25 protein-coding genes and 1 pseudogene are annotated in these 24,376 nt (G+C 69.9%); 12 read left to right on the forward strand and 14 right to left on the reverse strand.

From position 1 onward, the window contains the following. Positions 1-67 precede the first annotated feature (67 nt). Together ACQ86L_RS02985 and ACQ86L_RS02990 are read left to right on the forward strand one after the other, a co-directional pair. Positions 68-913 carry a Sir2 family NAD-dependent protein deacetylase gene (locus ACQ86L_RS02985; protein ID WP_434317631.1) on the forward strand — a complete coding sequence of 282 codons (846 nt, stop codon included), beginning with the start codon at positions 68-70 and terminating at the stop codon, positions 911-913. 31 nt (positions 914-944) lie between these two features. Next, complete coding sequence (locus ACQ86L_RS02990; RefSeq protein WP_345834955.1) at positions 945-1,544, forward strand: histidine phosphatase family protein; 600 nt, start codon at positions 945-947, stop codon at positions 1,542-1,544. Here ACQ86L_RS02990 and ACQ86L_RS02995 read toward each other — a convergent pair. Both ACQ86L_RS02995 and ACQ86L_RS03000 read right to left on the reverse strand, forming a co-directional pair. Continuing rightward, positions 1,523-2,638, reverse strand: a complete 1,116-nt coding sequence (locus ACQ86L_RS02995) for a glycosyltransferase family 4 protein (protein WP_434317632.1) — start codon at positions 2,636-2,638, stop codon at positions 1,523-1,525. The two genes, ACQ86L_RS02990 and ACQ86L_RS02995, sit on opposite strands and share 22 nt — an antisense overlap. Next, positions 2,635-3,600: an alpha/beta fold hydrolase gene (locus tag ACQ86L_RS03000; RefSeq protein ID WP_434317633.1), complete on the reverse strand. Its 966-nt coding sequence runs from the start codon at positions 3,598-3,600 to the stop codon at positions 2,635-2,637. Before ACQ86L_RS03000 ends, ACQ86L_RS02995 begins: the two co-directional genes overlap by 4 nt. 175 nt (positions 3,601-3,775) lie before the next feature. Between ACQ86L_RS03000 and treS the strand changes: the two are divergent. From treS to ACQ86L_RS03015, 3 genes and pseudogenes are all read left to right on the forward strand, one after another. After that, positions 3,776-5,484 (forward strand): annotated as a pseudogene (gene treS, locus ACQ86L_RS03005) (maltose alpha-D-glucosyltransferase). A gap of 64 nt (positions 5,485-5,548) precedes the next feature. Then, positions 5,549-6,247 (forward strand): 3'-5' exonuclease, encoded by a 699-nt coding sequence (locus ACQ86L_RS03010; RefSeq protein ID WP_434317634.1) that lies wholly within the window; start codon positions 5,549-5,551, stop codon positions 6,245-6,247. 63 nt (positions 6,248-6,310) lie between these two features. Further along, on the forward strand, positions 6,311-6,637 hold the full coding sequence (locus tag ACQ86L_RS03015) for a DUF4190 domain-containing protein (RefSeq protein ID WP_434317635.1): 327 nt from the start codon (positions 6,311-6,313) through the stop codon (positions 6,635-6,637). A 56-nt stretch (positions 6,638-6,693) separates the two neighbouring features. On the opposite strand, the gene ACQ86L_RS03020 is transcribed toward ACQ86L_RS03015, so the two are convergent. The 3 genes from ACQ86L_RS03020 to glgA form a co-directional block, all read right to left on the reverse strand. Beyond that, the gene (locus ACQ86L_RS03020) at positions 6,694-6,945 is read right to left on the reverse strand and encodes a type B 50S ribosomal protein L31 (RefSeq protein ID WP_434317636.1); all 252 of its coding nucleotides are present in this window, start codon (positions 6,943-6,945) and stop codon (positions 6,694-6,696) included. A gap of 114 nt (positions 6,946-7,059) precedes the next feature. Next, the gene (locus tag ACQ86L_RS03025; RefSeq protein ID WP_434317637.1) at positions 7,060-7,860 is read right to left on the reverse strand and encodes an ABC transporter ATP-binding protein; all 801 of its coding nucleotides are present in this window, start codon (positions 7,858-7,860) and stop codon (positions 7,060-7,062) included. Between the two features lie 19 nt (positions 7,861-7,879). Continuing rightward, entirely contained in the window at positions 7,880-9,067 is a 1,188-nt protein-coding gene (gene glgA, locus ACQ86L_RS03030; RefSeq protein WP_434317638.1) for a glycogen synthase, read from the reverse strand. Between the two features lie 47 nt (positions 9,068-9,114). On the opposite strand from glgA, the gene ACQ86L_RS03035 reads away from it, so the two are divergent. Both ACQ86L_RS03035 and serB read left to right on the forward strand, forming a co-directional pair. After that, a complete protein-coding gene (locus tag ACQ86L_RS03035; RefSeq protein ID WP_434317639.1) occupies positions 9,115-10,359 on the forward strand; it encodes a glucose-1-phosphate adenylyltransferase in 1,245 nt (414 codons plus the stop codon). After that, positions 10,356-11,039, forward strand: coding sequence for a phosphoserine phosphatase SerB (serB, locus tag ACQ86L_RS03040; RefSeq protein ID WP_345834946.1), 684 nt, complete (start codon positions 10,356-10,358; stop codon positions 11,037-11,039). Before ACQ86L_RS03035 ends, serB begins: the two co-directional genes overlap by 4 nt. Positions 11,040-11,120: 81 nt before the next feature. On the opposite strand, the gene fabG is transcribed toward serB, so the two are convergent. Further along, complete coding sequence (gene fabG / locus ACQ86L_RS03045; protein ID WP_382460522.1) at positions 11,121-11,831, reverse strand: 3-oxoacyl-ACP reductase FabG; 711 nt, start codon at positions 11,829-11,831, stop codon at positions 11,121-11,123. Between fabG and ACQ86L_RS03050 the strand changes: the two genes are divergently transcribed. From ACQ86L_RS03050 to ACQ86L_RS03060, 3 genes are read left to right on the forward strand one after another with little or no spacing between them, the layout of a single operon-like run. Further along, the gene (locus tag ACQ86L_RS03050) at positions 11,830-12,261 is read left to right on the forward strand and encodes a DUF3099 domain-containing protein (protein ID WP_434318974.1); all 432 of its coding nucleotides are present in this window, start codon (positions 11,830-11,832) and stop codon (positions 12,259-12,261) included. The genes fabG and ACQ86L_RS03050 overlap by 2 nt on opposite strands. Continuing rightward, positions 12,258-12,476 carry a hypothetical protein gene (locus ACQ86L_RS03055; protein ID WP_434317640.1) on the forward strand — a complete coding sequence of 73 codons (219 nt, stop codon included), beginning with the start codon at positions 12,258-12,260 and terminating at the stop codon, positions 12,474-12,476. The genes ACQ86L_RS03050 and ACQ86L_RS03055 overlap by 4 nt, the downstream gene beginning before the upstream one ends. Beyond that, positions 12,421-13,350 carry an SURF1 family protein gene (locus tag ACQ86L_RS03060; protein WP_434317641.1) on the forward strand — a complete coding sequence of 310 codons (930 nt, stop codon included), beginning with the start codon at positions 12,421-12,423 and terminating at the stop codon, positions 13,348-13,350. Before ACQ86L_RS03055 ends, ACQ86L_RS03060 begins: the two co-directional genes overlap by 56 nt. A gap of 9 nt (positions 13,351-13,359) precedes the next feature. Here ACQ86L_RS03060 and ACQ86L_RS03065 read toward each other — a convergent pair whose 3' ends face one another. The 6 genes from ACQ86L_RS03065 to sufB form a co-directional block, all read right to left on the reverse strand. Beyond that, positions 13,360-14,958, reverse strand: coding sequence for an ABC-F family ATP-binding cassette domain-containing protein (locus tag ACQ86L_RS03065; RefSeq protein ID WP_434317642.1), 1,599 nt, complete (start codon positions 14,956-14,958; stop codon positions 13,360-13,362). A 104-nt stretch (positions 14,959-15,062) separates the two neighbouring features. Further along, positions 15,063-15,392, reverse strand: coding sequence for a metal-sulfur cluster assembly factor (locus ACQ86L_RS03070; protein WP_179605846.1), 330 nt, complete (start codon positions 15,390-15,392; stop codon positions 15,063-15,065). A 9-nt stretch (positions 15,393-15,401) separates the two neighbouring features. After that, complete coding sequence (sufC, locus tag ACQ86L_RS03075) at positions 15,402-16,196, reverse strand: Fe-S cluster assembly ATPase SufC (RefSeq protein WP_434317643.1); 795 nt, start codon at positions 16,194-16,196, stop codon at positions 15,402-15,404. Between the two features lie 4 nt (positions 16,197-16,200). Continuing rightward, the gene (locus tag ACQ86L_RS03080) at positions 16,201-16,530 is read right to left on the reverse strand and encodes a non-heme iron oxygenase ferredoxin subunit (protein WP_434317644.1); all 330 of its coding nucleotides are present in this window, start codon (positions 16,528-16,530) and stop codon (positions 16,201-16,203) included. Next, positions 16,530-17,720, reverse strand: a complete 1,191-nt coding sequence (gene sufD / locus ACQ86L_RS03085; RefSeq protein ID WP_434317645.1) for a Fe-S cluster assembly protein SufD — start codon at positions 17,718-17,720, stop codon at positions 16,530-16,532. Before sufD ends, ACQ86L_RS03080 begins: the two co-directional genes overlap by 1 nt. Before the next feature lies 1 nt (position 17,721). Continuing rightward, positions 17,722-19,140 carry a Fe-S cluster assembly protein SufB gene (sufB, locus tag ACQ86L_RS03090; protein WP_434317646.1) on the reverse strand — a complete coding sequence of 473 codons (1,419 nt, stop codon included), beginning with the start codon at positions 19,138-19,140 and terminating at the stop codon, positions 17,722-17,724. Positions 19,141-19,451: 311 nt separating this feature from the next. On the opposite strand from sufB, the gene ACQ86L_RS03095 reads away from it, so the two are divergent. Then, a complete protein-coding gene (locus tag ACQ86L_RS03095; protein ID WP_434317647.1) occupies positions 19,452-20,393 on the forward strand; it encodes a COX15/CtaA family protein in 942 nt (313 codons plus the stop codon). On the opposite strand, the gene ACQ86L_RS03100 is transcribed toward ACQ86L_RS03095, so the two are convergent. Together ACQ86L_RS03100 and ACQ86L_RS03105 are read right to left on the reverse strand one after the other, a co-directional pair. After that, positions 20,367-20,909 (reverse strand): GNAT family N-acetyltransferase, encoded by a 543-nt coding sequence (locus ACQ86L_RS03100; protein WP_434317648.1) that lies wholly within the window; start codon positions 20,907-20,909, stop codon positions 20,367-20,369. The genes ACQ86L_RS03095 and ACQ86L_RS03100 overlap by 27 nt on opposite strands. Before the next feature lie 90 nt (positions 20,910-20,999). Further along, the gene (locus tag ACQ86L_RS03105; RefSeq protein WP_434317649.1) at positions 21,000-21,923 is read right to left on the reverse strand and encodes a heme o synthase; all 924 of its coding nucleotides are present in this window, start codon (positions 21,921-21,923) and stop codon (positions 21,000-21,002) included. A 355-nt stretch (positions 21,924-22,278) separates the two neighbouring features. Between ACQ86L_RS03105 and tkt the strand changes: the two genes are divergently transcribed. Beyond that, positions 22,279-24,372 (forward strand): transketolase, encoded by a 2,094-nt coding sequence (gene tkt, locus ACQ86L_RS03110; RefSeq protein ID WP_434317650.1) that lies wholly within the window; start codon positions 22,279-22,281, stop codon positions 24,370-24,372. The last annotated feature ends 4 nt before the right edge of the window (positions 24,373-24,376 follow it).

Genomic DNA, 24,376 nt, shown 5'->3' on the forward strand with positions numbered 1-24,376 from the left:
AGTAGCCGGAAACAAACTCGAAAAGCGGCCGGTTTAGACTGCGGGGAGGATCGACCGGGAGGTGTCTGTGACCACGCTGACGAGCGAGCTCTCACCCGAGCTCTCGCGCGGCATCGACGAGGTCGAGGGGCTGCTCGCGGGTCGGACCTTCGCGGTGCTGACCGGCGCCGGCGTGTCGACCGACTCGGGCATCCCGGACTACCGCGGCGAGGGCGCTCCCAAGCGCACGCCGATGACGTTCCAGCAGTTCCTCGCCGACGACCGCTACCGCAAGCGGTACTGGGCCGGCAGCCACGTCGGCTACCGGCGGTTCGCGGCGGCCCACCCCAACGACGGCCACCGCGCTCTCGCCGCTCTGGAGGCCGCGGGCGCGGCGAACGGCGTGATCACCCAGAACGTGGACGGCCTCCACAAGCAGGCAGGCAGCCGCCGCGTGGTCGACCTGCACGGCTCGATGGATCGCGTCGTCTGCCTGGTCTGCGGCCAGATCTTCGCGCGCGAGGCGATCACCGCGAGCATCGACGCGGCCAACCCGTGGCTGGAGACCGAGGGCGCCGTGGAGATCGCACCGGACGGCGACGCGATCGTGAGCGACGTCGACTCCTTCGTCATCCCGGACTGCACGGTCTGCGGCGGCCACCTGAAGCCCGACGTGGTCTTCTTCGGCGAGTTCATCCCGGCCGAGAAGTACCGGGAGGCCAGCTCGCTGGTGCGCGCCGCAGACGCGCTCGTCATCGCGGGCTCGTCGCTCGTGGTCAACTCCGGCATCCGGCTCCTGGAGGAGGCGCGCCGCAAGCGCCTCCCGATCGTCATCGTCAACCGCGGCGAGACCAAGGGCGACGCGCGGGCCACCGTTAAGCTGGACGGCGGGACCACGGAGACGCTGGTCGAGCTGGCGCGCCGGCTCGCCTGACCCGCCGCGCGTCCTCGACGAAAGGACGCGCGTGACCTTCATCTCCCTCGTTCGCCACGGCCAGACCGACTGGAACCTCGCCAAGCGCATCCAGGGCTCCAGCGACATCCCGCTCAACGGCACCGGCCGTGCGCAGGCGGAGGCGACGGGACGCGCGCTGTCGGGGGGCCGGTTCGACGCCGTGTACGCGAGCCCGCTCAGCCGTGCGCTCGACACGGCGCGGATCATCGCCGGGCACCTGGGGCTCGGCGAGCCGGGCAGGCTGCCGGCGGTGGCCGAGCGGCAGTACGGCGAGGCGGAGGGGCTGACCGGCGCCGAGATCCTGGAGCGCTGGCCGGAGGGCACGCCCGTCCCCGGACGCGAGACCCGCGAGGAGGTCGTCGAGCGCGCTCTCCCGGCGCTGCTGGAGCTGGGCGACGCGCATCCGGGCCAGAACCTGATCGTGGTCAGCCACGGCGGGGTGATCGGCTCGCTGGTGAGGCACGTGACCGACCACGCGCTCCCCGGTCCGGGCGAAGTCATCCCGAACGGGTCGGTGCACCGCTTCCGCTACGACGACGGGCGTCTGACGCTCGACCGGTTCAACCTCGGGCCCGAGGACCGCGACCTCTACACGGCGTCGGTGCTCTGAACCCGCCTACCGCGCCGCGCGGCCCGGGTCGCCGTCGCGGTGAGGACCGTCAGCAGATGGTCGGCCGACGCCGACCAGGTGAACCGTCCGGCCTCCCGCCGCGACGCCGCCGACCGCTGCGCCCACACGCCCGGCTGCTCCAGGTGCCGCACCCGCGCTGCGAGCGCATCGGCGTCGTCTGCCGGGAAGTACAGCGCCGCCTCTCCGCCGATCTCCCGGAAGATCGGGATGTCGCTGACGACGACCGGCGTCCCGAGCGTCATCGACTCCACCAGCGGGATGCCGAAGCCCTCGTCGCGCGACGCTGTCACCAGCGCGGTCGCCCGCGCGAGTGTCTCGGCGTAGTCCTCGTCCGTCGCGCCGTCGTGGAAGACCAGCCGCGCTCCGGGCGCCAGCGCCGCGAGCCGGTCGCGCTCGGCCGGGGTGACCCGGCTCATCAGGTGCAGCTGGTAGTCGGGGAGCTGCGCCGCCGCGCGCACGAGCGTGTCCACGTTCTTGTACGGCATGAACGAGCCCATGTAGACGAGCACCTTCGCCTCCGGGGCGGTGCGCGAGAGGCGCTGCTCCGGGAGGGCCGGCATGTCCGCGGCGTTCGGCACGAGGTAGACCGGGCGCTTGGTCAGGTGGTGCTCGGCGATGAGCTCCTTAGTCGTCTCCGACACGGTCACCACCGCGTCCGACCGGTTGAGCAGCATCCGCTGCGGCCACCACGCCAGGTGGTACAGCCGCCAGAGCACGCGCACGAAGCCCGGGAGGTCGCGCGGCGGCGTCGGGTGCCGGTAGTAGATCAGGTCGTGCACCGTGAGGATCAGGCGGTAGCGCCGCCCGAAACTCCCCATCGTCTGCATCGGGGTGAACACGACGTCGGGCTTCAGCTTGTTGACCCGGCGGGCCACCAGCGGCTCCAGCACGGAGGTCGGCGCGGGGGCGAGCTCCCACGGGAGGTCGGGCAGCAGCTCCAACTGGCGGTGGTCGCTGATCAGCATCGTGACCGCGTGGCGCTGGGCCAGCGCGCCCACCAGCCCCGCGGTGAAGCGGCTGATGCCGTCGTGCCGGCCGATGCGGGTGTAGCGGCAGTCGAAGACGATCCTCACGCGCTCTCTCCCTGCTCGGCGGCGGCGTCTCCCGCGGCCAGGAACTCCTCGATCGCCCGGGCGGCCTCCACCGGCTTCTCGTAGTGGATGAGGTGGCCGACGTCCGCGATCTCCACGAGCCCCGCGTCCGGGAACAGCCCGCGCAGCCGGCGCTCGGCAGCGATCGGCGTGATGTCGTCGTCCACCGCCGCGACGAGCAGCGTCGGCTCCGGGATGCGCGCCGCGTACTCGCTGACGTCGTGGGCCACGGAGGCCCGGAACGCCTGCAGCACGACGCGCCGGTCGCTGAAGGCGGAGAAGTAGCTGTCGTGCTGGCCGTGGATCCACGCGCGCAGCGAGCGGACGCGCGTCTTCGCCATCGCCTCGCTCATGACGCGTACGATGACCCGGTTGCGCAGCAGGGCGAAGCCGAGACGGTCGGGCAGCGCCGCCGCGAGCCAGTAGTAGAAGATCGCGAGCCGGGTCAGCACGCCGCGCGGACCCGCGAGCGCGGGCTGGCCGATCGGGTTGACGAGCACGACCGCGTCCGGACGCTCGCCCGCGTCCTCCGCCAGCGTCGCCGCGACCACGATCGAGCCGAACGAGTGCCCGAGCAGCACGACCCTCCCTCGCAGGCCGAGCGCGGCCGTGAAAGCCCGCAGCCAGGCCGAGTACCCGGCGATGTCGTGGTCCCGCTCCGTCAGCGGTGTCGACTCGCCGAAGCCCGGGAGGTCGGGCGAGATCAGCCGCAGCCCGCCGCCGAGCTGCGCGACCACCGGCTCCAGTCCGTGGTGGTCGCCGCGGAAGCCGTGCACCAGCACGAGCGTGGTGGCGGCGTCGGGGTCGCCGTAGTCCCAGTACCGCGTCAGGCCGCCCAGCAGCGGGAGCTCGGCGCGGCGCACCGGGACGCGGCCCAGTGCCTCCGCGTACGGAGAGGCGGCGGCTCGGTACGGCGAGGCGGCGTACCGTGTCGAGGAGGTCATCGTCGTCCAGTCTAGGCCGGGTCCCCTCGGGAACCCGGTGAATGCGGCCGGGGGACTGGACAGCCCACCGCCCGCAGGTCCTAGACTTCTCTGGATGTAATCGCTTGCATGACCCCACCGTGCACGACCCCCGAGCTCGCTGCCCCGACGGCGTGGCCGCTCGAGAAGGAGAACCGTGAGTTTCACTGCGCCCATCACGCTGCCCGGGCTCACCCTCGATCCGCAGTGGTACCGCCGTGCCGTGTTCTACGAGGTCATGGTCCGCTCGTTCGTGGACAGCAACGGCGACGGCTCGGGCGACATCTCGGGCCTGACCTCCAAGCTCGACTACCTGCAGTGGCTGGGCATCGACGCACTCTGGCTGCCGCCGTTCTTCCAGTCGCCGCTGCGCGACGGTGGCTACGACGTGTCCGACTTCAAGGCGATCCTGCCGGAGTTCGGCACGATAGAGGAGTTCCGCGACCTGGTCACCAAGGCGCACGAGCGCAACATGCGCATCATCATCGACCTCCCGATGAACCACACCTCCGACCAGCACGAGTGGTTCCAGCAGTCGCGCAGCGACCCGGAGGGCCCGTTCGGCGACTTCTACGTGTGGAACGACACCGACGACAAGTGGCCGGACATCCGGATCATCTTCGTCGACACCGAGGACTCCAACTGGGCGTTCGACGAGGCACGCAGGCAGTTCTACTTCCACCGGTTCTTCTCGCACCAGCCCGACCTCAACTTCGAGAACCCGGCGGTGCACGACGCGATGTTCGACGTCGTCCGGTTCTGGCTCGACCTGGGCGTGGACGGCTTCCGCCTCGACGCCATCCCCTATCTGTACGAGTCGGACGAGGGCAACGGCGAGGGCGAGCCGCCCACCCACGAGTTCATCAAGAAGCTGCGGGTGATGGTCGACCGCGAGTACCCGGGCCGGATGATGATCGCGGAGGCGAACCAGTGGCCCCGCGAGGTCGCGGCCTTCTTCGGTTCGGAGGACGAGCCGGAGTGCCACATGGCGTTCGACTTCCCGGTGATGCCGCGCATCTTCTACGCGCTGCGCAGCCAGCAGGCCTCCGAGCTGATCCGGGTGCTGTCCGAGACGACGGACGTGCCGGAAGGCTCGGCGTGGGGCGTGTTCCTGCGCAACCACGACGAGCTCACCCTGGAGATGGTCAGCGAGGAGTACCGCCAGGCCATGTACGGCTGGTATGCCTACGACCCGCGGATGCGCGCCAACATCGGCATCCGGCGCCGGCTGGCTCCCTGCTCGACAACTCGCGCGCCGAGCTGGAGCTCGCCCACGCGCTGCTGTTCTCGCTGGAGGGCAGCCCGTTCCTCTACTACGGCGACGAGATCGGGATGGGCGACAACATCTGGCTGCCCGACCGCGACAGCTCGCGCACCCCGATGCAGTGGACCCCGGACCGCAACGCCGGGTTCTCGACGGCCGACCCCGGCAAGCTCTTCCTCCCTGTCGTGCAGTCGCTCGTCTACCACTACAACCAGGTGAACGTGGAGGCGCAGCTCGCCCAGTCTCGCTCGCTGCTGCACTGGATCCGCAACGTGATCCACGTGCGCAAGGCGCACCCGGTGTTCGGCCTCGGCGACATGCGCGTCCTGCCGACCGACCACGAGTCGGTGCTCGCGTTCGTGCGCACCTACGCGGGCAGCGGCACGCACTTCGGTGACCAGCCCGAGGACGTGCTGTGCGTGTTCTCGTTCGCGCACAACCCGGTGTCGGTGACGCTGGAGGCTCCGGAGTTCGCGGGCCGCGCGCTGTACGACCTGTTCGGCGGCGCGGAGTTCCCGACCGTCGCGGAGGACGGCCGCTTCACGCTCACGCTCGGCACTCAGAACTTCTACTGGCTGCACATCGAGCCGCGTCGGCCGTAGCCGGTTCCGCGGCACGCCCGCCCCATTCCCCAGCGCTGACGGAGGTCGTTCCTACGCTGGCTCCATGAGCACCTGGCATCACGAACTCGGCGTCTTCGATCTGGAGACCACGGGCGTGGATGTCGAGTCGGCGCGCATCGTCACCGCCCACGTCGGGCTGCTCGGCGAGAACGGCGAGGTCAAGCACGGACGCTACTGGCTGCTGGACCCCGAGGTCGAGATCCCGGCCGAGGCGACCGCGGTCCACGGCATCACGACCGAGCTCGCCCGCGAGAAGGGCATGGACGCGGGCGCCGGCGTCGAAGCGATCGTGGATCAGCTCCGCCGCCTGTTCGACCGCGGCATCCCCGTCGTCGCCTACAACGCGCCCTACGACTTCACGCTGCTCGACCGGGAGGCCCGCCGGCACGGCATCGAGCCGCTGCACTCCCCCGGCCCCGTCATCGACCCGCTCGTGATCGACCGCGCCGTCGACCGCTACCGTCCGGGCAAGCGCACGCTCACCGTCACGGCGACCCACTACGGCGTGGAGCTCCTGGCCGCGCACGACGCCGCCGCCGACGCGATCGCCGCCGGCCGGCTCGCCCAGGCGCTGGCCCAGCGCCACGTCGAGGAGCTCGCGGTCGGCGCCGTGGAGCTGCACAGCAAGCAGGTGGACTGGTGCCGCGAGCAGGCCGCCGACTTCCAGGAGTACATGCGACGGGTCCGCGACCCGGAGTTCACGGCGTCGGGCGCGTGGCCGGTGCACGCCTGGGAGGCGTGACGGGTCTCACCCCGCAGGCTGGGGACTGGCCGGGCATCCCACCGGGTCGCTACTGTCTGAGACATGAGTGACTCCGACCAGAATCCGCAGCCCCTGCCGCCGCAGCAGCCGCAGCCTCCGCAGTACGGCGCCTACCAACCGCCGGCGCAGCCCGGGTACAACACCATGTCGATCGTGGCCTTCATCCTCGCGTTCTTCGTGAGCATCGTGGGCATCATCCTGGGCTTCGTCGCCCTCTCCCAGATCAAGCGCACGGGCGAGCAGGGCCGCGGCCTCGCCCTCGCGGCCGTCATCATCGGCTTCGTGGAGGTGGCGATCGGCCTCCTGGTCTTCATCCTCGTGCTCATCGGCCTCGGCATCGCGGCCTCGAACGGCTACAAGACCTACTGAGGCGTCCGCGCGCGCAGAAGGCCCCCGTCGGCGACGGGGGCCTTCTGCGCTGCGGCTTACTTGCCGAAGTTCTTGTAGCGCGTGTTGAACTTCTCGACGCGGCCGGCCGAGTCCAGGATGCGCTGCTTGCCCGTGTAGAACGGGTGCGACTCCGAGGAGATCTCGACGTCGATGACCGGGTAGATGTTGCCGTCCTCCCACTCGATGGTCTTGTCGCTGCTCACGGTGGAGCGGGTCAGGAAGGTCGCACCCGAGGCCAGGTCGCGGAAAACCACGGGGGCGTAGTCGGGGTGGATGCCAGTCTTCATGAGGACTTCCTTGTTGCGTAGTGTTCGGTCGGTCGTGTCCGCGCGCGAAAGCGGGGACGAGAAGCTTTACGGTTCACACCTGCGGGGAACCAGCTATCGAGTTTAGCAGATACCTCAGTCGCCCGTGGCCTGACGCGCCCGGGCGGTGAAGCGGCCCTCGGTCTCGGTGAGCTCCACGTCGACGCCGAAGGTCTCGCTGAGCGACTGGCTGGTCAGCACCTCGGCGATCGGGCCGGCGGCGGTGACACGGCCGTCCTTCAGGAGCAGGGCGCGGTTGAAGCCGAGCGGGATCTCCTCGACGTGGTGGGTGACCATGACGATCGCGGGCGACTTCGGGTCGCTCGCATACCCGCCGAGCAGCTGCACGAGCTCCTCTCGGCCGCCGAGGTCGAGGCTCGCCGCCGGCTCGTCCAGGAGCAGGATCTCCGGGTCGGTCATCACCGAGCGGGCGATCTGCACGCGCTTCTGCTCACCGTCGCTCAGGCTGCCGAAGGTGCGCTCGGCGAGGTGGTCGAGGTGCCACTCGGAGAGCACGCGGCGCGCGCGGCGCTCGTCGATGTCCTCGTACAGCTCGTTCCAGCGGCCGGTCACCGCATAAGCGGCGGTCATGACCACGTCGAGCACGCGCTCGGTGCGCGGAATGCGCCGGGCCAGCGCGGTGGACGCGAAGCCGAGCAGCGGGCGCAGCTCGGACAGGTCGCTGTGGCCGACGGTCTCGCCGAGCACGACGGCCTCCCCCGACGACGGGTGGATGGCCGCGGCGGCGACCTGCAGCATCGTGGTCTTGCCCGCGCCGTTGGGGCCGAGGATGACCCAGCGCTCGTCCGGCTCCACCGTCCAGTCGACGTTCTGGAGGACGGGGTTGCCGTCCCGGACTACGGACACGTCGTGAAGACGGAGAACACTGCCTGCCATGCGCTCTAGCCTACCGGCGTCAGGCGGAGGTCACGGACCGGTAGATCGCGCGGGTCTGCTCGGCGATCGCCGTCCAGCTGAACTCGGTCTCGGCGCGCGCGCGGCCCGCCTCGCCCATCCGGGCGGCCCGCTCGGGGTCGGAGACGACCTCGGTCAGCGCCGCCGCGAGGTCGCGCACGAACGCCTCCGGGTCGGTCGGAGTCCCGGTGCCGTCGTGGAGCTGGTCGATCGGCACCAGCCGGCCCGTCACGCCGTCGACGATGACCTCGGGGATGCCGCCGGTGGCGGTTCCGACGACGGGGAGCCCGCACGCCATCGCCTCCAGGTTCACGATCCCGAGCGGCTCGTAGATCGACGGGCAGACGAACACGGTGGAAGCCGTGAGCGCCGCGCGCAGCTCGTCGTTCGGGAGCAGCCGGTCGATCCACACGACGCCGTCGCGCTCGGCCTGCAGCCCCTCCACCAGCCCGGTCACCTCGGCGAGGATCTCGGGGGTGTCCGGCGCACCGGCGCACAGGATGACCTGCACCTCCGGCGGCAGCATCCTGGCCGCGCGCAGCAGGTACGGGAGGCCCTTCTGCCGGGTGATGCGCCCCACGAAGATGACGGCGGGACGGTCGGGGTCGATGCCGAGCGCCCGCGCCTTGTCCGCGTCGTGCAGCGGGGTCCAGCGCTCCAGGTCGATCCCGTTGTAGACGACGGTGACCTTCTGCGGGTCCAGTGCCGGGTAGGAGGCGAGGATGTCGCGGCGCATGCCGTCGCTCACCGCGATGACCATGTCCGCGGCCTCGAACGCGGTCTTCTCGATCCAGCTCGACACGCGGTAGCCGCCGCCGAGCTGCTCGGCCTTCCACGGCCGCAGCGGCTCCAGGCTGTGCGCGGTGACGACGTGCGGGACGCCGTGCAGCAGCTTGGCGAGGTGGCCGCCCGCGTTGGCGTACCAGGTGTGCGAGTGGACGACATCCGCACCGCCGCAGTCCTGCGCCATCTGGAGGTCGACCCCCAGCGTGGTGAGCGAGCCATTGGCCGCCGCCAGCTCCGCCGGGACGCGGTACGCGAACGTGTCCGCCTCGTCCCGCGGCTCCCCGAAGCACCGCACGCGGACCTCCGTATCGGTCCTCAGCGCGCGGACCAGCTCGGTCACGTGCACCCCGGCGCCGCCGTAGATGTCCGGCGGGTACTCCTTGGTCAGAAGATCAACGCGCATGACGAGAACGCTAGTACAGCCCCCCGGTTGCCTCTACTGTGGTGCCTATGGCAGCAGGCAAGAAGATCTTCGGCATCGTGCTCGCAGGCGGCGAAGGGAAACGGCTGATGCCGTTGACCGCCGACCGCGCCAAGCCCGCGGTGCCGTTCGGCGGACAGTACCGGCTCATCGACTTCGCCCTGTCCAACCTGATCAACTCCCAGCTGCGCCAGATCGTCGTGCTGACCCAATACAAGTCGCACAGCCTCGACCGGCACGTCTCGCAGACCTGGCGGCTCGACGGGATGCTCAACTCGTACATCGCGTCCGTGCCGGCCCAGCAGCGGCTCGGAAAGCGCTGGTTCAGCGGCTCCGCCGACGCCATCCTGCAGAGTCTCAACCTGCTGCGCGACGAGCGGCCCGACATCGTGGTCGTGGTCGGCGCCGACCACGTCTACCGCATGGACTTCAACCAGATGCTGCAGGCCCACATCGACTCGGGCGCTCCCGCGACGGTCGCGGCGATCCGCCAGCCGATCTCGCTCGCCGACCAGTTCGGCGTGATCGAGGTGGACGCGGGCAAGCCGGACCGGATCGCGGCGTTCCGCGAGAAGCCGAAGGACCCGGTGGGCCTGCCGGACTCCCCCGACGAGGTGCTGGCCTCGATGGGCAACTACGTCTTCGACGCGGACGCCCTCATCGACGCAGTGATCCGCGACGGCGACCGGCCCGACTCCAACCACGACATGGGCGGGGACATCATCCCGGACTTCGTGTCGCGCAACGAAGCGGCCGTCTACGACTTCAACAACAACGACGTGCCGGGTTCGACCGACCGCGACCGCTACTACTGGCGCGATGTGGGGACGATCGACTCGTTCTTCGAGGCCCACCAGGACCTCATCTCGGCGCTGCCGGTGTTCAACCTCTACAACGCGGAGTGGCCGATCTTCAGCCAGGTGCTCAACTCGCCGCCGGCGAAGATCGTCCGCGACGGCCGCGGGGCGCTCGGCACCACGATCGACTCGATCGTCTCGCTGGGCTCTGTCATCTCCGGGGCGCACCTGGAGCGCAGCGTGCTCGGTCCGTGGGCCACCGTCGCCTCCGGCGCCAAGGTGATCGACTCCGTCGTCTTCGACCGCGCCCTGATCGAGCCGAATGCGTTCGTCGGCCGGGCCATCCTCGACAAGGACGTGGTCGTGGCGGAGGGCGCGCGGATCGGCGTGGACCCGGAGCGCGACCGCGCCCGCGGCTTCACGGTCACCGAGTCCGGCATCACCGTCGTCGGCAAGGGAGTGCACGTCGTCCCATGACGCACGGACATCCACACGACGGAACCCGTCCCTCGGAGCGTGCCGCCCGCTTCCTCGTCGTCCTCGACGCCGACTCCACCCTGATCCATGACGAGGTGATCGAGCTGCTCGCCGAGGAGGCCGGCTCGCGCACCGAGGTCGCGGAGATCACCGAGCGCGCCATGCGCGGCGAGCTCGACTTCGAGGAGAGCCTGCGCGAGCGGGTCCGGACCCTGGAGGGCCTCCCGGTCTCGGTCTTCGAGCGCGTCGGGGAGCGCATCCGCGTCACCGACGGCGTGCCGGAGCTCATCGCCGGCGTGCAGGCCGCGGGCGGCGAGGTCGGCGTGGTCTCCGGCGGCTTCCACGAGCTGCTCGACCCGCTCGGCGAGCGGCTCGGCCTCGACCACTGGCGGGCCAACCGGCTCGCCGTCGCCGACGGCGTGCTGACTGGCGAGGTGGACGGCCCCGTGGTCGACGCCGCCGCGAAGGCGCAGGCCCTGCTGTTCTGGGCCGCGGAGTCCGGCGTGCACCTGCGTCAGACCGTCGCGATCGGCGACGGCGCCAACGACCTGCGGATGATGGCGGAGGCCGGCCTCGCCGTGGCGTTCAACGCCAAGCCGCGCGTGCGCGAGGAGGCCGACCTCGTGATCGACCGCCAGGACCTCGCCCAGGTGCTCCCGCTCCTCGGCCTCCGCGGCTGAGCCCCTGTCACCACGCGCGAAGGGCACGTCGTTGTCACTTTCGAGGCCCGGAAGTGACAACGACGTGCCCCTCGGCGGAAACTAGTGGCCCATTCCCAGGCCGCCGTCGACCGGGATGACGGCGCCGGACACATAGCCCGCGTCGTCCCCGGCGACCCAGGCCACCACGCGCGCGACCTCGTTCGGCGAGGCGAAGCGGCCGGCCGGGATGTTGCGCTTGTACTCAGCCTGCTGCGCCTCCGGGAGGGCGGCGGTCATGTCCGTCTCGATGAAGCCGGGGGCGACCACGTTGGCGGTGATCCCGCGGGCGCCGAGCTCGCGCGTGATCGAGCGCGCCATGCCGACGAGGCCGGCCTTGCTGGCGGCGTAGTTCACCTGGCCTGCGGAGCCGTACAGGCCCACGACGCTCGAGATGAGCACGATGCGGCCCCAGCGCGCCTTCAGCATCCCCTTGGAGGCGCGCTTGACGACGCGGAAGGCGCCGCCGAGGTTGGTCTCCACGACCGAGTCGAACTCCTCGTCGCTCATGCGCATGAGCAGGGTGTCCTTGGTGATACCGGCGTTCGCCACGACGACCTCGACCGGGCCGAGCTCGGCCTCCACCTGGGTGAAGGCGGCGTCCACGGAGGCCGCGTCGGTGACGTCGGCACGCACCGTGAGCGCGCCGGCCGGGCCCTCGCCCGAACGCGCCGTCACCGCCACCCGATGCCCCTGAGCGAGGAACTCCTCGGCGATCGCGTAGCCGATCCCCCGGTTCCCTCCGGTGACGAGCACAGTGCGTGGCGTGGTCATGCAGACGATCCCTTCAATCGATTCGGCCCGTGGCGGACCGGTACCAGTTTATGGACGTACTCTGGAGTCAACGCACATGAAGCAACCACGCCCGTCCATCACCAATCTCCCGCTCTCGCCGGACGAGGAGCGCAAGCGGCGGATGATCAAGTACTCCGTCGCCATGGGGGTCCGTATCGTCTGCCTCATCGTCGCGATCTTCGTCGGCTGGCCGTGGGGTGCGATCCCGCTGATCGGCGCGGTGTTCCTGCCGTACTTCGCGGTGGTGATCGCCAACGTCGGCGCAGAGCCGCATGAAGCGGAAGCACAGCGTCCGGGCAATATCCTTCCGATGGCCCCTCCGCCCGGAGGCCGGCCTGCGGACGACGCTGAGAAGCCCACGGATACGGGCACGCACCCGGATTCGGGCACACATGAGGAGGACACGTGATCGGACTGGGCGAGCCAGAGCCGCTCACCTGCTCCCGTGCCGGCTGCCGTGAGACCGCGTCCTGGCGGATCGAGTGGCGCAACCCGCGCATCCACACCGCCGACCGGGTGAAGGTGTGGCTGGCCTGCGACGAGCACGTGGACTACCTGCGCGAGTTCCTTGCAGCGCGAGAGTTCCCGGTCGCCGTCGTGCCCGTCGAGAGGACGACCGCGTGACCGCCGAACCGTCGACGCCGCAGAAGAAGTCGGTCGGCTGGAGCTTCGCGTTCTCCCGCCGCTGGTTCGGCTACCTGGCGTTCGCGATCGTCTTCGCCATCGCCTGCGGCTTCCTCTCCAACTGGCAGCTCGCGCGCAGCAAGGAGGCCGCGGCCGCCAACGCGCTCATCTCCGCCAACTTCTACTCGCACCCCGTGCCGCTCGACCAGGAGCTGCCGTCGCTCACCGCCTACTCCCCTCCCAGGAGTGGACGCGCGTCACCGTGACGGGCACCTACGAGAAGGACAAGGAGATCCTGGCGCGCAACCGCCCGTTCAACGGCAGCCCGGGCTTCGAGGTGCTCACCCCACTGCGCACGGCCGACGGCTCGCTGTTCATCGTGGACCGCGGCTGGGTGCCCACCGGCAACAACACCGACTCCCCCGACCACGTGCCCGCCGCGCCCTCCGGCACCGTGACCGTCATCGCGCGGCTGAAGGCCAGCGAGCCGGCCATCCAGGGCCGCACCGGCGTCGGGATGCAGGTCGGCACCATCCAGCTCTCGGTCGTCAAGCAGAAGCTCGACGGCGCCGACGTGTACACCGGCGCGTACGGGCTGCTCGCGTCGCAGAAGCCGAGCCCCGCGAGCGCGCCGACGCCGACCGTCACCGACCCGCCGACGCAGGACGAGGGGCTGCACTGGTCGTACATGATCCAGTGGATCATCTTCGCCCTGATCGGCTTCTTCGGCCTGGGCTACGCGCTCCGTACCGAGTACCGCAAGCGCAACGAGCACGACCCCGCCGAGCAGGCCCGCGCCGCCGAGCGCGCCCGCCGCCGCGCCCTGCGCCGCACCGACGCCGACGTCGAAGACGACCTCCTCGACGCCCGCTGACCCGCGCGGCTACGCCAGGGAGATCAGGTCCAGGTAGTCGCGGTTCCAGTGGTCCTCGACGCCGTCGGGGAGGATGAGGACGCGCTCGGGGTTCAGGGCCTCCACGGCTCCCTCGTCGTGGCTGACCAGGACGACAGCGCCCTCGTAGTGCGCGAGCGCGTCGAGGATCTCCTCGCGGCTAGCAGGGTCGAGGTTGTTCGTCGGCTCGTCCAGCAGCAGGACGTTCGCGCCGGAGACCACGATCATCGCGAGCGCGAGGCGGGTCTTCTCGCCGCCGGAGAGCACGCCGGCCGGCTTGTGCGCGTCGTCGCCGGTGAACAGGAACGAGCCGAGGACCTTCCGGGCCTCGGTCTCGGTGAGCGACGGCGACGACGAGACCATGTTCTGCAGCACCGAGCGCTCGACGTCGATCGTCTCGTGCTCCTGTGCGTAGTATCCGATCCGGAGGCCGTGGCCGGGCTCCACCTGGCCGGTGTCCGGCCGGTCGACGCCCGCGAGCATCCGCAGGAGGGTGGTCTTGCCCGCGCCGTTCAGCCCGAGCACCACCACCTTCGAACCGCGGTCGATCGCGAGGTCGACCGCCGTGAAGATCTCCAGCGAGCCGTAGCTCTTGGACAGGTCGGAGGCCTGCAACGGCGTCCGTCCGCACGCAGCGGGGGTCGGGAAGCGCAGCTTCGCCACGCGGTCGACCTGGCGCACCTCGTCCAGGCCGGCGAGCAGCTTCTCGGCGCGCGCGACCATCTGGTGGGCGGCCGCCGCCTTGGTCGCCTTGGCGCCGAACTTGGCCGCCTGGAGCTGGAGGGCGGACGCCTTCTTCTCGGCGTTGACGCGCTCCTTCTTGCGGCGCTCCTCGTCGGCCGCGCGCTGGCGCTGGTAGTTCTTCCAGCCCATGTTGTAGATGTCGATGACCTGGCGGTTCGCGTCCAGATAGAAGACGCGGTTGACGGTCTCGCCGACCAGCTCCACGTCGTGCGAGATGACGATGAAGCCGCCGGAGTAGTTCTTCAGGAAGTCCCGCAGCCAGACGATGGAGTCGGCGTCGAGGTGGTTGGTCGGCTCGTCCAGGATCATCGTGCGCGCGTCCGAGAACAGGATGCGCGCCAGCTCGATGCGGCGGCGCTGGCCACCCGAGAGGGTCTTCAGCGGCTGGTCGAGGATGCGGTCGGGCAGGTTGAGGTTGGAGGCGATGGAGGCCGCCTCGGCCTCGGCGGCGTACCCGCCGTGCATGTGGAACTGCTCCTCCAGCCGGCCGTACTTCTTCATGGCCGCCGCGGACACGTCCGCGTCGTCGCTGGCCATGTCGTGCGTGGCCTGCTGCATCCCGAGGACGATCGAGCCGAGGCCGCGGGCGTCCAGGATGCGCGTGCGCGCGAGGTCGTCCAGGTTGCCCGAGCGCGGGTCCTGCGGCAGGTAGCCGAGCTCGCCGGAGCGGTCGACCTTGCCGGCGGTCGGCAGGAGGTCGCCCGCGAGCACCTTGGTGAGCGTGGTCTTGCCGGCGCCGTTGCGACCGACGAGCCCGATCTTGTCGCCGTCGGCCACGCGGAAGCTGACGTCCTCCATCAGCAGGCGCGCTCCCACGCGGAGCTCGAGTCCATGCACCGCAAGCACAGCAGTATTCCTATCGTTCGGTAAACAGCGATCCGTTCCGGAGTTGTGCACGCGACACGCCGAGGCGTGACGTACACAACTCCGGAACGGATGGAGGGGTGGCGCTAGATGGCGAAGCCGAGGGCGCGCATCATGTCGCGGCCGTCGTCGGTGATCCGCTCGGGACCCCACGGCGGCATCCACACCCAGTTGATGCGGAACGCCTCCACGATGCCGTCGAGGCTCTCGGCGGTCTGCTCCTCGAGCACGTCGGTCAGCGGGCAGCCGGCGCTCGTGAGCGTCATCGAGATGATGAGGGCGTTGTTCTCCTCATCCCAGGCAAGGTCGTAGATGAGGCCCAGGTCGACGACATTGATCCCGAGCTCGGGGTCCATGACGTTCTTGAGCGCCTCTTCGACCTGGTCGAAGAGCGCGGGGCTCAGCGTGGCGGGCATATCGGGATTCTACGCTTCGGCCAGGTCGACGGCGTCGGCCTTGGCGGGCTCGGGGGCGTCGACGAAGCGGTCGTAGCCCTCCTCCTCCAGGCGCTCGGCGAGCTCGGGGCCGCCCTCCTCGGCCACCCGGCCGGCGACGAAGACGTGCACGAAGTCCGGCTTGATGTAGCGGAGGATGCGCGTGTAGTGCGTGATCAGCATGATGCCGAGACCGGTGTTGGCCTTGGCTCGGTTGACGCCCTCCGACACGACCTTGAGCGCGTCGACGTCGAGGCCCGAGTCGGTCTCGTCCAGCACCGCGAACTTCGGCTTGAGGAGCTCGAGCTGCAGGATCTCGTTGCGCTTCTTCTCGCCGCCCGAGAAGCCCTCGTTGACGTTGCGCTCGGCGAACGAGGAGTCCATGCGGAGCTGCCCCATCGTCTCGCGGACGTCCTTCACCCAGGTGCGGATGGCGGGCGCCTGGCCGTCGATCGCGGTCTTGGCGGTGCGGAGGAAGTTGGTGTTGGTCACACCGGGGATCTCGACCGGGTACTGCATGGCGAGGAACAGGCCGGCTCGGGCACGGGCGTCGACGGTCATCGCGAGGACGTCCTCGCCGTCGAGCGTGATGGTGCCGCGGGTGACCGTGTACTTCGGGTGGCCGGCGATCGTGTAGGCGAGGGTGGACTTGCCCGAGCCGTTCGGGCCCATGATGGCGTGGATCTCACCCTCGCGGATGGTCAGGTCGACGCCGTTGAGGATGGGCTTGGTGCCCTGGTCCGTCTCGACGGTGACGTGCAGGTCGCGGATCTCGAGGACTGACATGTGCTTACTGGATCTCTTTCGTGACGGTCGGGTCGATGTAGACGTCTCCGTCGATGACCTCGACCTGGAAGACGGGGACCGGCTCGTAGGCCGGGAGGTTGAGCGGCTTGCCGGTGATGAGCGAGAACTGGGAGCCGTGCGCCCAGCACTCCAGCGTCTCACCCTCGATGAAGCCTTCGGCGAGGGAGATCTCGCCGTGCGTGCAGGTGTCGCCGATGGCGTGGATGTCGCCGTTCGAGTCCTTGACGACCGCGATCGGGACGCCGTCGACCACCACGCGGGTGGCCTGGTTCTCGACCAGCTCGGCCGCCGAGGCGACGCGGGTGCCCGCCATCAGCTCGCCGCCGTGACGGACACCGTGAGCTCGGCCTCGATGGCCGTCTGGAGGTGCTCCTGCAGCGCGGGCGAACCGATCTGCTGGACGATCTCGAACAGGAAGCCGCGCACGACGAGGCGGCGCGCCTCCTCCTCGGTGATGCCGCGCGACTGCAGGTAGAAGAGCTGCTCGTCGTCGAAGCGTCCGGTGGCGCTGGCGTGGCCGGCGCCGACGATGTCGCCGGTCTCGATCTCCAGGTTGGGCACCGAGTCGGCGCGGGCGCCGTCGGTGAGCACGAGGTTGCGGTTCTGCTCGTAGGTGTCGGTGCCGACGGCCTTCGGGCCGATCAGCACGTCGCCGATCCACACCGTGCGCGCGCCCTCGCCCTGCAGCGCGCCCTTGTACGTCACGCGGCTGCGGGTCTCCGGGCCGTCGTGGTGCACGAAGACCTGCTGCTCGAGGTGCTGGGAGGCGTCGGCGAAGTAGGCGCCGAGGAGGGTCGCCTCCGACCGCGCGCCGACGAGGTGCGCCGACGGGTTGAGCCGGACGACGCCGCCGCCGAGCGTGACGGCGACGTGCTTGAGACGGGCGCCCTCGGCGAGCTCGGCGAAGTGCGCCGCGACGTGCAGCGCGTCATCGTCCCACTCCTGCACCGAGACGACCGTGAGGTTCGCTTCGGCGCCGAGCAGGAACTCGACGTTCTCGGCCAGGTGCGCGGCGCCGCTGTTCTGCAGGATGAGCGTGGCGTGGGCGCCGGGGGCGACCTCCACGACGGTGTGCGCGGCACGGGCGGCGCCGCCGAGCGCGGCGCGCGTGAGCGTGGCTTCCTTGACGTCGTCGCCCGTGATCGAGACGAGCAGCGCCTGCTCGAAGTTCGTCCAGGCGTTCGCCGAGGCGCGGTCCTCCGGGATGCCGGCGGCGCCCACCCGGGCGTCGTCGCGGGCGACCCACTCGGCGGTCACGCCGGGCGCCGGCGTCAGGTCGAAGACGTACGGCGCGCCGTCCAGCTCGCCCGAGATGAGCTCGGCGAGGCGGGCGACCGGGGTGTGCTTCCACATGACCTCGCGGCCGGTCACGTCCGGGAAGTCGGCGACCTGGGTGGAGGTGAACCGCTCGGAGCGGGTCTGGACCGGCACGGGGGCGCGCAGGTGCCGCGGCGCCGGCGCTGGGGTGTCCTGGGTCTGCGTCGGGGTACTGGGGGTCGTCATATCAGCCGACAGAGCCTTCCATGCCCATCTCGATGAGCTTGTTGAGTTCGAGTGCGTATTCCATCGGGAGCTCGCGAGCGATCGGCTCGATGAAGCCGCGGACGATCATCGCCATGGCCTCATCCTCCGGGAGCCCCCGGGACATCAGGTAGAACAGCTGCTCCTCGCTCACCCGCGAGACCGTGGCCTCGTGGCCGAGCTGCACGTCGTCCACCCGGATGTCGATCGCCGGGTAGGTGTCGGAGCGCGAGATGGTGTCGACCAGCAGCGCGTCGCAGCGCACGGTGTTGGCCGCGTGGTGCGCGTTCGCGTCCACCCGCACCTCGCCGCGATAGCCGGCGCGGCCTCCACCGCGGGCGATCGACTTGGAGACGATCGAGGACTGCGTGTACGGCGCCATGTGGATCATCTTCGCGCCGGCGTCCTGGTGCTGGCCCGGGCCCGCGAAGGCGACGGAGAGCGTCTCGCCCTTGGCGTGCTCGCCCATCAGGTAGATCGACGGGTACTTCATCGTCACCTTGGAGCCGATGTTGCCGTCGATCCACTCCATCGTCGCGCCCTCGGCGGCCGTGGCGCGCTTGGTGACGAGGTTGTAGACGTTGTTCGACCAGTTCTGGATCGTCGTGTAGCGCACGCGGGCGTTCTTCTTGACGATGATCTCGACGACCGCGGAGTGCAGCGAGTCGGACTTGTAGATCGGGGCCGTGCAGCCCTCGATGTAGTGGACGTAGCTGCCCTCGTCGGCGATGATCAGCGTGCGCTCGAACTGGCCCATGTTCTCGGTGTTGATCCGGAAGTAGGCCTGCAGCGGGATCTCGACGTGGACGCCCTTGGGCACGTACACGAACGAGCCGCCGGACCAGACGGCCGTGTTGAGCGCGGCGAACTTGTTGTCGCCGGCCGGGATGACGGTGCCGAAGTACTCCTGGAAGATCTCCGGGTGCTCGCGCAGCGCGGTGTCGGTGTCGAGGAAGATGACGCCCTGCTCCTCCAGGTCCTCGCGGATCTGGTGGTAGACGACCTCGGACTCGTACTGGGCGGCGACGCCGGCGACGAGCCGCTGGCGCTCGGCCTCCGGGATGCCCAGCTTCTCGTAGGTGTTGCGGATGTCCTCCGGCAGGTCCTCCCAGCTCTGGGCCTGCTTCTCGGTGGAGCGCACGAAGTACTTGATGTTGTCGAAGTCGATCTCGGAGAGATCGGCGCCCCACGTGGGCATCGGCTTGCGCTCGAAGAGCTGGAGGGCCTTGAGGCGGCGCTGCAGCATCCACTCCGGCTCGTTCTTGAGAGCGGAGATGTCCTTGACCACCTCCGGTCCGAGCCCGCGACGCGCGGAAGCTCCCGCCGCATCGGAGTCCGCCCAGCCGAACTCGTACTGCCCGAGGCTCGCGAGTTCCGGTCGGTCGATCAGGATGTCTGACATATCTACCTCTGTTTCCTTCCACTCTCAACCGGATATCAGTCCGGCTCATTCCCCTCGCGGCGCGCGTCTGCCCTGCGCCGAGAGCGTCCTGATTGTGCGGGTGGCTGTACTGCGACCAGCGCAGCACGTACCTAGACTGATCGAGGACAGGGGCGGCAGTGCCCCGGCCGCAGGCGAGGAAACGCTTGCGGGCACGCGCACTTTCACGCGCGTTTCTCGAACCCACCAATTCTACAGGTGCGGAGCGGTAATAGTAGAGACGCGCCTGCACGTTGGCCGAGTATCGAACAGATCTGAGGAACCCAGGAACTATGAAGCGCATCATCGCGTGGCTGCCTGACCGTGTCGATCGGCGCACCAGGGTCGTCGCCTGGCTGTACCTCGCGGCTCAGGTCCTGCTGGTCACCACGGGCGGCGCGGTGCGGCTCACGGGCAGCGGGCTCGGCTGCCCGACCTGGCCCAAGTGCACGGCGGACTCGATCGTGAACACGCCGGAGATGGGCATCCACGGCGTGATCGAGTTCGGCAACCGGATGCTCGGCGGCGTGCTCGCGATCCTCGCTATCCTCGCGTTCCTGATGGTGGTCAAGCTCCTCCGCACGCGGCGCGACCTGTTCTGGCTCGCCTTCGCCGCGGGCCTCGGCGTGCCGTTCCAGGCCGTCCTCGGCGGGATCACGGTCCTCATCAAGCTCACCTGGTGGGTGGTCGGCCTTCACTTCATCACCTCCATCGTGCTGGTCGCCCTCACGACGGTGTTCCTGGTCCGGGTGTACGCGGTGCCCGGCCCGCGCGTCCGCGCCGTTCCCGGCTGGTACGCGGTCACCGCGTACGTCACGAGCGTGGTCGTCGGCATCACGATCGTCCTCGGGATCGTCACGACCGGCACCGGCCCGCACGCGGGCGACCCCAAGACCCCGCGCACCGGCCTGAACCCGGAGCTCATCGAGCACGTCCACGCGTTCCCGGCGTACGCGACCTTCGCCCTGACGCTCGTCCTGGTGGTCGGCGCCTGGCGGATCACCGCGACGCCCGTGCACCGCCTGACGCTCCTGCTGCTCGGCGTGGAGCTCCTGCAGATCGCCGTGGGGCTGATCCAGTCCAACACCGGCCTGCCCGGGATCCTCGTCGGCATCCACATGACCCTGGCCGCCACGCTCGCCGCGGTGATGACCGCGGTGGTCATGTCGCTCACGGCGGCCCGGCGGCCCGAGCCGGTCGAGGCCGGCTCAGCGGCGGACGTCGTCGCGGCGTAGCACGCCGGTCAGCGCCGCGCGCTGCTCGCCACGGAAGTCCACGGTGCCCGGCCGCGCGCCGGAGAAGTCGAAGCCGACCGCGTCGGCCAGCCTCCTGCTGGCCTCGTTGCCCGGCAGGTACTCCCAGCGCAGCCGGTCCAGGCCGAACCCGTCCGGCGACAGCGCGTAGTCGCAGACAGCCGTCAGCGCCTCGGTCATCACTCCCCTGCGCCGCGCGGACGGCGTCAGCCAGCAGCCGAGGGAGGCCGATCCCGCCGCCTCGTCCCTGCGCACCTCCACGGCGCCGACGAGCGGGGCGGCCGCGCCCTCCCGGATCGCCCACACCGTGAACCGGCCGCTGGCCAGCCCGTGCGGGCAGTAGGAGCGCACGAAGAACTCGGCGTTCTCGATGGTGTACGGCTCCGGCAGCGGCACCCAGCGCAGCAGCTCCGGATCGCGGCACGCCTCCAGCACGGCGGGGATGTCGCTCTCCCGCGGCGCGTCCAGAACGAGCCGCGCCGTCCTCAGCGCCTGCACGCTCAGAACGCTAGCAGCGCCGCCCACATTCGTCACGAATGGCGTGAAAGTGGCGCCGATTCGCGCCATTCGGCACGAATCGCCAGAGGGTCAGAACCAGAGCAGCGGGTCGATCGCGACGGCGAGGAAGATGAGCGTGAGGTAGGCGATGGAGCCGTGGAACACGCGCATCGGCGAGACGTGCTCGTGGCGGATCGCCAGGTTGTAGAGCCGGTGCGACTCGTAGAGGAACCAGCCGCCCGCGCCCAGGGCGACGACGGTGTAGACCAGCCCCATCTGCGCGACCGGGATCAGCAGCAGCGAGCAGGCGACCATCGCCCACGCGTACAGGATGACCTGGAGGCCCACGACGGTGCGGCCGCGGACGACGGCGAGCATCGGCACGCCGGCCTCCTTGTAGTCCTCGCGGTACTTCATCGACAGCGGCCAGTAGTGCGGCGGCGTCCAGAGGAAGATGATGCCGAACAGGATGACCGGCGCCCACGCGAGCGAGCCGGTGACCGCGGCCCAGCCGATGAGCACGGGCATGCAGCCGGCGACGCCGCCCCAGACGATGTTCTGGGCGGTGCGGCGCTTGAGGATGAGCGTGTAGAAGACGACGTAGAGCAGGATCGCGCCGACCGACAGCGCCGCCGCCAGCCAGTTCGTGAAGAAGCCGAGCACCAGCACGGAGGCGATGCCGAGGACCCAGGCGAACACGAGGGCCTCGCGATCGCTCAGCTCGCCGGTGACCAGCGGCCGGCGCTTGGTGCGGCGCATCACGCGGTCGATGTCGCGGTCGATGTAGCAGTTGAACGCGCCGGCCGACCCCGCCGACATGTAGCCGCCGACGACGGTGGCCAGCACGAGCCAGAGGTTCGGGATGCCGTGCGCGGCGAGGATCATCGTGGGAACGGTCGTGACCAGCAGCAGCTCGACCACGCGCGGCTTGGTGAGGGCGAGGTACGCCTTGGCCTTGCGCGCGACACCGATGCGGGCCGCCGGTTCGACACGGCTCTCTACAGCGACGTCCATTGCTCCTCGGTATTACTGGGATCGTGCGGCCGCGGGACGCCGGTCTCACGAGGTGTCCCGGCGACTGTGCGGATTGTTACAGACCACGACCAGTCTACGACACCGGTGCACTTCCGCAGTCTTCCGCGGCGGGCCGCCGCGTGGTAGCGCACGGAGCTCCGGGAACACCCCAGGTTTCGTGCGTGTTACCTATACTTGGAGATGCTCGCCAGCCGGAACCCCTTTCCCTCGAAGCCTGTTTGTAGGACTGCGACGGAAGACGTGACCGGCGCCGATGACGTCCACGGCGCGCACTACCTCAACCGGTGCGGGTTACACGACGACCCCACCACCTCTAGGAAGGGTCAGTTTTCACGTGGCAGCTCTGCAGTGGGATCCCATTGACAACAAGGCAGTAGACACGGTCCGCGTCCTCGCGGCCGACGCGGTGGAGAAGGTGGGCAACGGGCATCCCGGCACCGCGATGAGCCTCGCCCCCGCCGCGTACCTGCTCTTCCAGAAGGTCATGCGCCGCGATCCTCACGACGAGCACTGGCTCGGCCGCGACCGCTTCATCCTGTCCGCAGGCCACAGCTCGCTCACCCAGTACATCCAGCTCTACCTCGGCGGCTACGGCCTCGAGCTCGACGACCTCAAGGCGCTCCGCACCTGGGGCTCGCTCACCCCCGGCCACCCCGAGTACCGCCACACCAAGGGCGTCGAGATCACCACCGGGCCGCTCGGCCAGGGCATCTCCTCCTCGGTCGGCTTCGCCTACGCGCAGCGCTTCGAGCGCGGCCTGTTCGACCCGGAGGCCGAGCAGGGCACCAGCCCGTTCGACCACTTCGTCTACGTGATCGCGAGCGACGGCGACCTGGAGGAGGGCATCAGCTCCGAGGCGTCCAGCCTCGCCGGCCACCAGCAGCTCGGCAACCTGATCGCCATCTACGACGCCAACCAGATCTCGATCGAGGACGACACCAACATCGCCTTCACCGAGGACGTCAAGGCGCGCTACGAGGCCTACCACTGGCACGTCCAGGTGGTCGACTGGAAGAAGACCGGCGTCTACGAGGAGGACGTGCAGGAGCTGCACCAGGCCATCGTGAACGCGCAGGAGGTCACCGACAAGCCGTCCCTGATCGTCCTCAAGACGATCATCGGCTGGCCGGCCCCGAAGAAGCAGAACACCGGCAAGATCCACGGCTCCGCCCTGGGCGCCGACGAGCTGCGCGCGGTCAAGGAGGTGCTCGGCTTCGACCCCGACCAGACCTTCGAGGTCGCCGAGGACGTCATCGACCACACCCGCAAGGCCGTCGAGCGCGGCGCCGAGGAGCACGCCGAGTGGCAGAAGGGCTTCGACGCCTGGGCCGCCGCCAACCCGGAGCGCAAGGAGCTCCTCGACCGCCTGCTCTCCGGCGACGTGCCCGCGGGCTTCGAGGAGGCCCTCCCGGTGTTCGAGGCCGGCAAGGACGTCTCGACCCGCGCCGCCAGCGGCAAGGTCATCAACGCCATCGCCGGGGTCATGCCCGAGCTGTGGGGCGGCTCGGCCGACCTCGCCGAGTCGAACAACACCACCATCGAGGGCGCCGCGTCGTTCGTGCCCACCGTCCACTCCACGCACGAGTGGACCGGCAACCCGTACGGCCGCGTGCTGCACTTCGGCATCCGCGAGCACGCGATGGCCGCGATCCTCAACGGCATCGTGCTGCACGGACCGACGCGGCCGTTCGGCGGCACGTTCCTGATCTTCAGCGACTACCAGCGCCCGGCGATCCGCCTGGCCGCGCTGATGCAGGTGCCGTCGATCTTCGTCTGGACGCACGACTCCGTCGCCCTCGGCGAGGACGGCCCGACGCACCAGCCGATCGAGCAGCTCTCGACCCTCCGCGCCATCCCGCACCTCGACGTCGTCCGCCCGGGCGACGCCAACGAGGTCGCATACGCGTGGAAGACCATCCTGGAGCGCCGCGGCGGCCCCGCCGGCATCGCGCTGACCCGCCAGAACATCCCGGTGTTCGAGCGCGGCGACGGTGAGGCCACGGGCGACACGCTCGCCTCGGCGTCCAACGTCGCCAAGGGCGCGTACATCCTGGCCGAGGCTCCGGGCGGCACCCCCGACGTGCTGTTCATCGCCACCGGCTCCGAGGTGCAGATCGCCCTGGAGGCCCGTGAGGTCCTGCGCGGCGAGGGCATCAACGCCCGCGTCGTCTCGGCCCCCTGCCTCGAGTGGTTCCACGAGCAGGACGCCGCCTACCAGGAGAAGGTGCTGCCGAAGGACCTCAAGGCCCGCGTCTCCATCGAGGCCGGCCTGGCGCTCGCCTGGGACAAGATCGTCGGCGACCACGGCCGTAGTGTCTCGATCGAGCACTTCGGCGCCTCGGCCGACTACAAGACGCTGTTCCGCGAGTTCGGCATGACCACCGAGCACGCCGTCGCCGCAGCCAAGGAATCGCTCGCGTCGCTCTGAGCGC

It is taken from the genome of Leifsonia sp. P73 (assembly GCF_051059105.1).
Lineage (GTDB): Bacteria > Actinomycetota > Actinomycetes > Actinomycetales > Microbacteriaceae > Leifsonia.

Bases quoted from the DNA above. Each gene is read 5' to 3' on its own strand.
- fabG (WP_382460522.1), bottom strand. From the start codon at position 11,831: ATGACCACGCCACGCACTGTGCTCGTCACCGGAGGGAACCGGGGGATC.
- ACQ86L_RS03010 (WP_434317634.1), top strand. From the start codon at position 5,549: ATGAGCACCTGGCATCACGAACTCGGCGTCTTCGATCTGGAGACCACG.
- ACQ86L_RS03095 (WP_434317647.1), top strand. From the start codon at position 19,452: ATGAAGCGCATCATCGCGTGGCTGCCTGACCGTGTCGATCGGCGCACC.
- ACQ86L_RS03000 (WP_434317633.1), bottom strand. From the start codon at position 3,600: ATGACCTCCTCGACACGGTACGCCGCCTCGCCGTACCGAGCCGCCGCC.
- ACQ86L_RS03070 (WP_179605846.1), bottom strand. From the start codon at position 15,392: ATGCCCGCCACGCTGAGCCCCGCGCTCTTCGACCAGGTCGAAGAGGCG.
- ACQ86L_RS03080 (WP_434317644.1), bottom strand. From the start codon at position 16,530: ATGGCGGGCACCCGCGTCGCCTCGGCGGCCGAGCTGGTCGAGAACCAG.
- ACQ86L_RS03020 (WP_434317636.1), bottom strand. From the start codon at position 6,945: ATGAAGACTGGCATCCACCCCGACTACGCCCCCGTGGTTTTCCGCGAC.
- sufD (WP_434317645.1), bottom strand. From the start codon at position 17,720: ATGACGACCCCCAGTACCCCGACGCAGACCCAGGACACCCCAGCGCCG.
- ACQ86L_RS03015 (WP_434317635.1), top strand. From the start codon at position 6,311: ATGAGTGACTCCGACCAGAATCCGCAGCCCCTGCCGCCGCAGCAGCCG.
- ACQ86L_RS03050 (WP_434318974.1), top strand. From the start codon at position 11,830: ATGCAGACGATCCCTTCAATCGATTCGGCCCGTGGCGGACCGGTACCA.
- sufC (WP_434317643.1), bottom strand. From the start codon at position 16,196: ATGTCAGTCCTCGAGATCCGCGACCTGCACGTCACCGTCGAGACGGAC.
- ACQ86L_RS03035 (WP_434317639.1), top strand. From the start codon at position 9,115: ATGGCAGCAGGCAAGAAGATCTTCGGCATCGTGCTCGCAGGCGGCGAA.
- serB (WP_345834946.1), top strand. From the start codon at position 10,356: ATGACGCACGGACATCCACACGACGGAACCCGTCCCTCGGAGCGTGCC.
- glgA (WP_434317638.1), bottom strand. From the start codon at position 9,067: ATGCGCGTTGATCTTCTGACCAAGGAGTACCCGCCGGACATCTACGGC.
- ACQ86L_RS03105 (WP_434317649.1), bottom strand. From the start codon at position 21,923: ATGGACGTCGCTGTAGAGAGCCGTGTCGAACCGGCGGCCCGCATCGGT.
- sufB (WP_434317646.1), bottom strand. From the start codon at position 19,140: ATGTCAGACATCCTGATCGACCGACCGGAACTCGCGAGCCTCGGGCAG.
- ACQ86L_RS03025 (WP_434317637.1), bottom strand. From the start codon at position 7,860: ATGGCAGGCAGTGTTCTCCGTCTTCACGACGTGTCCGTAGTCCGGGAC.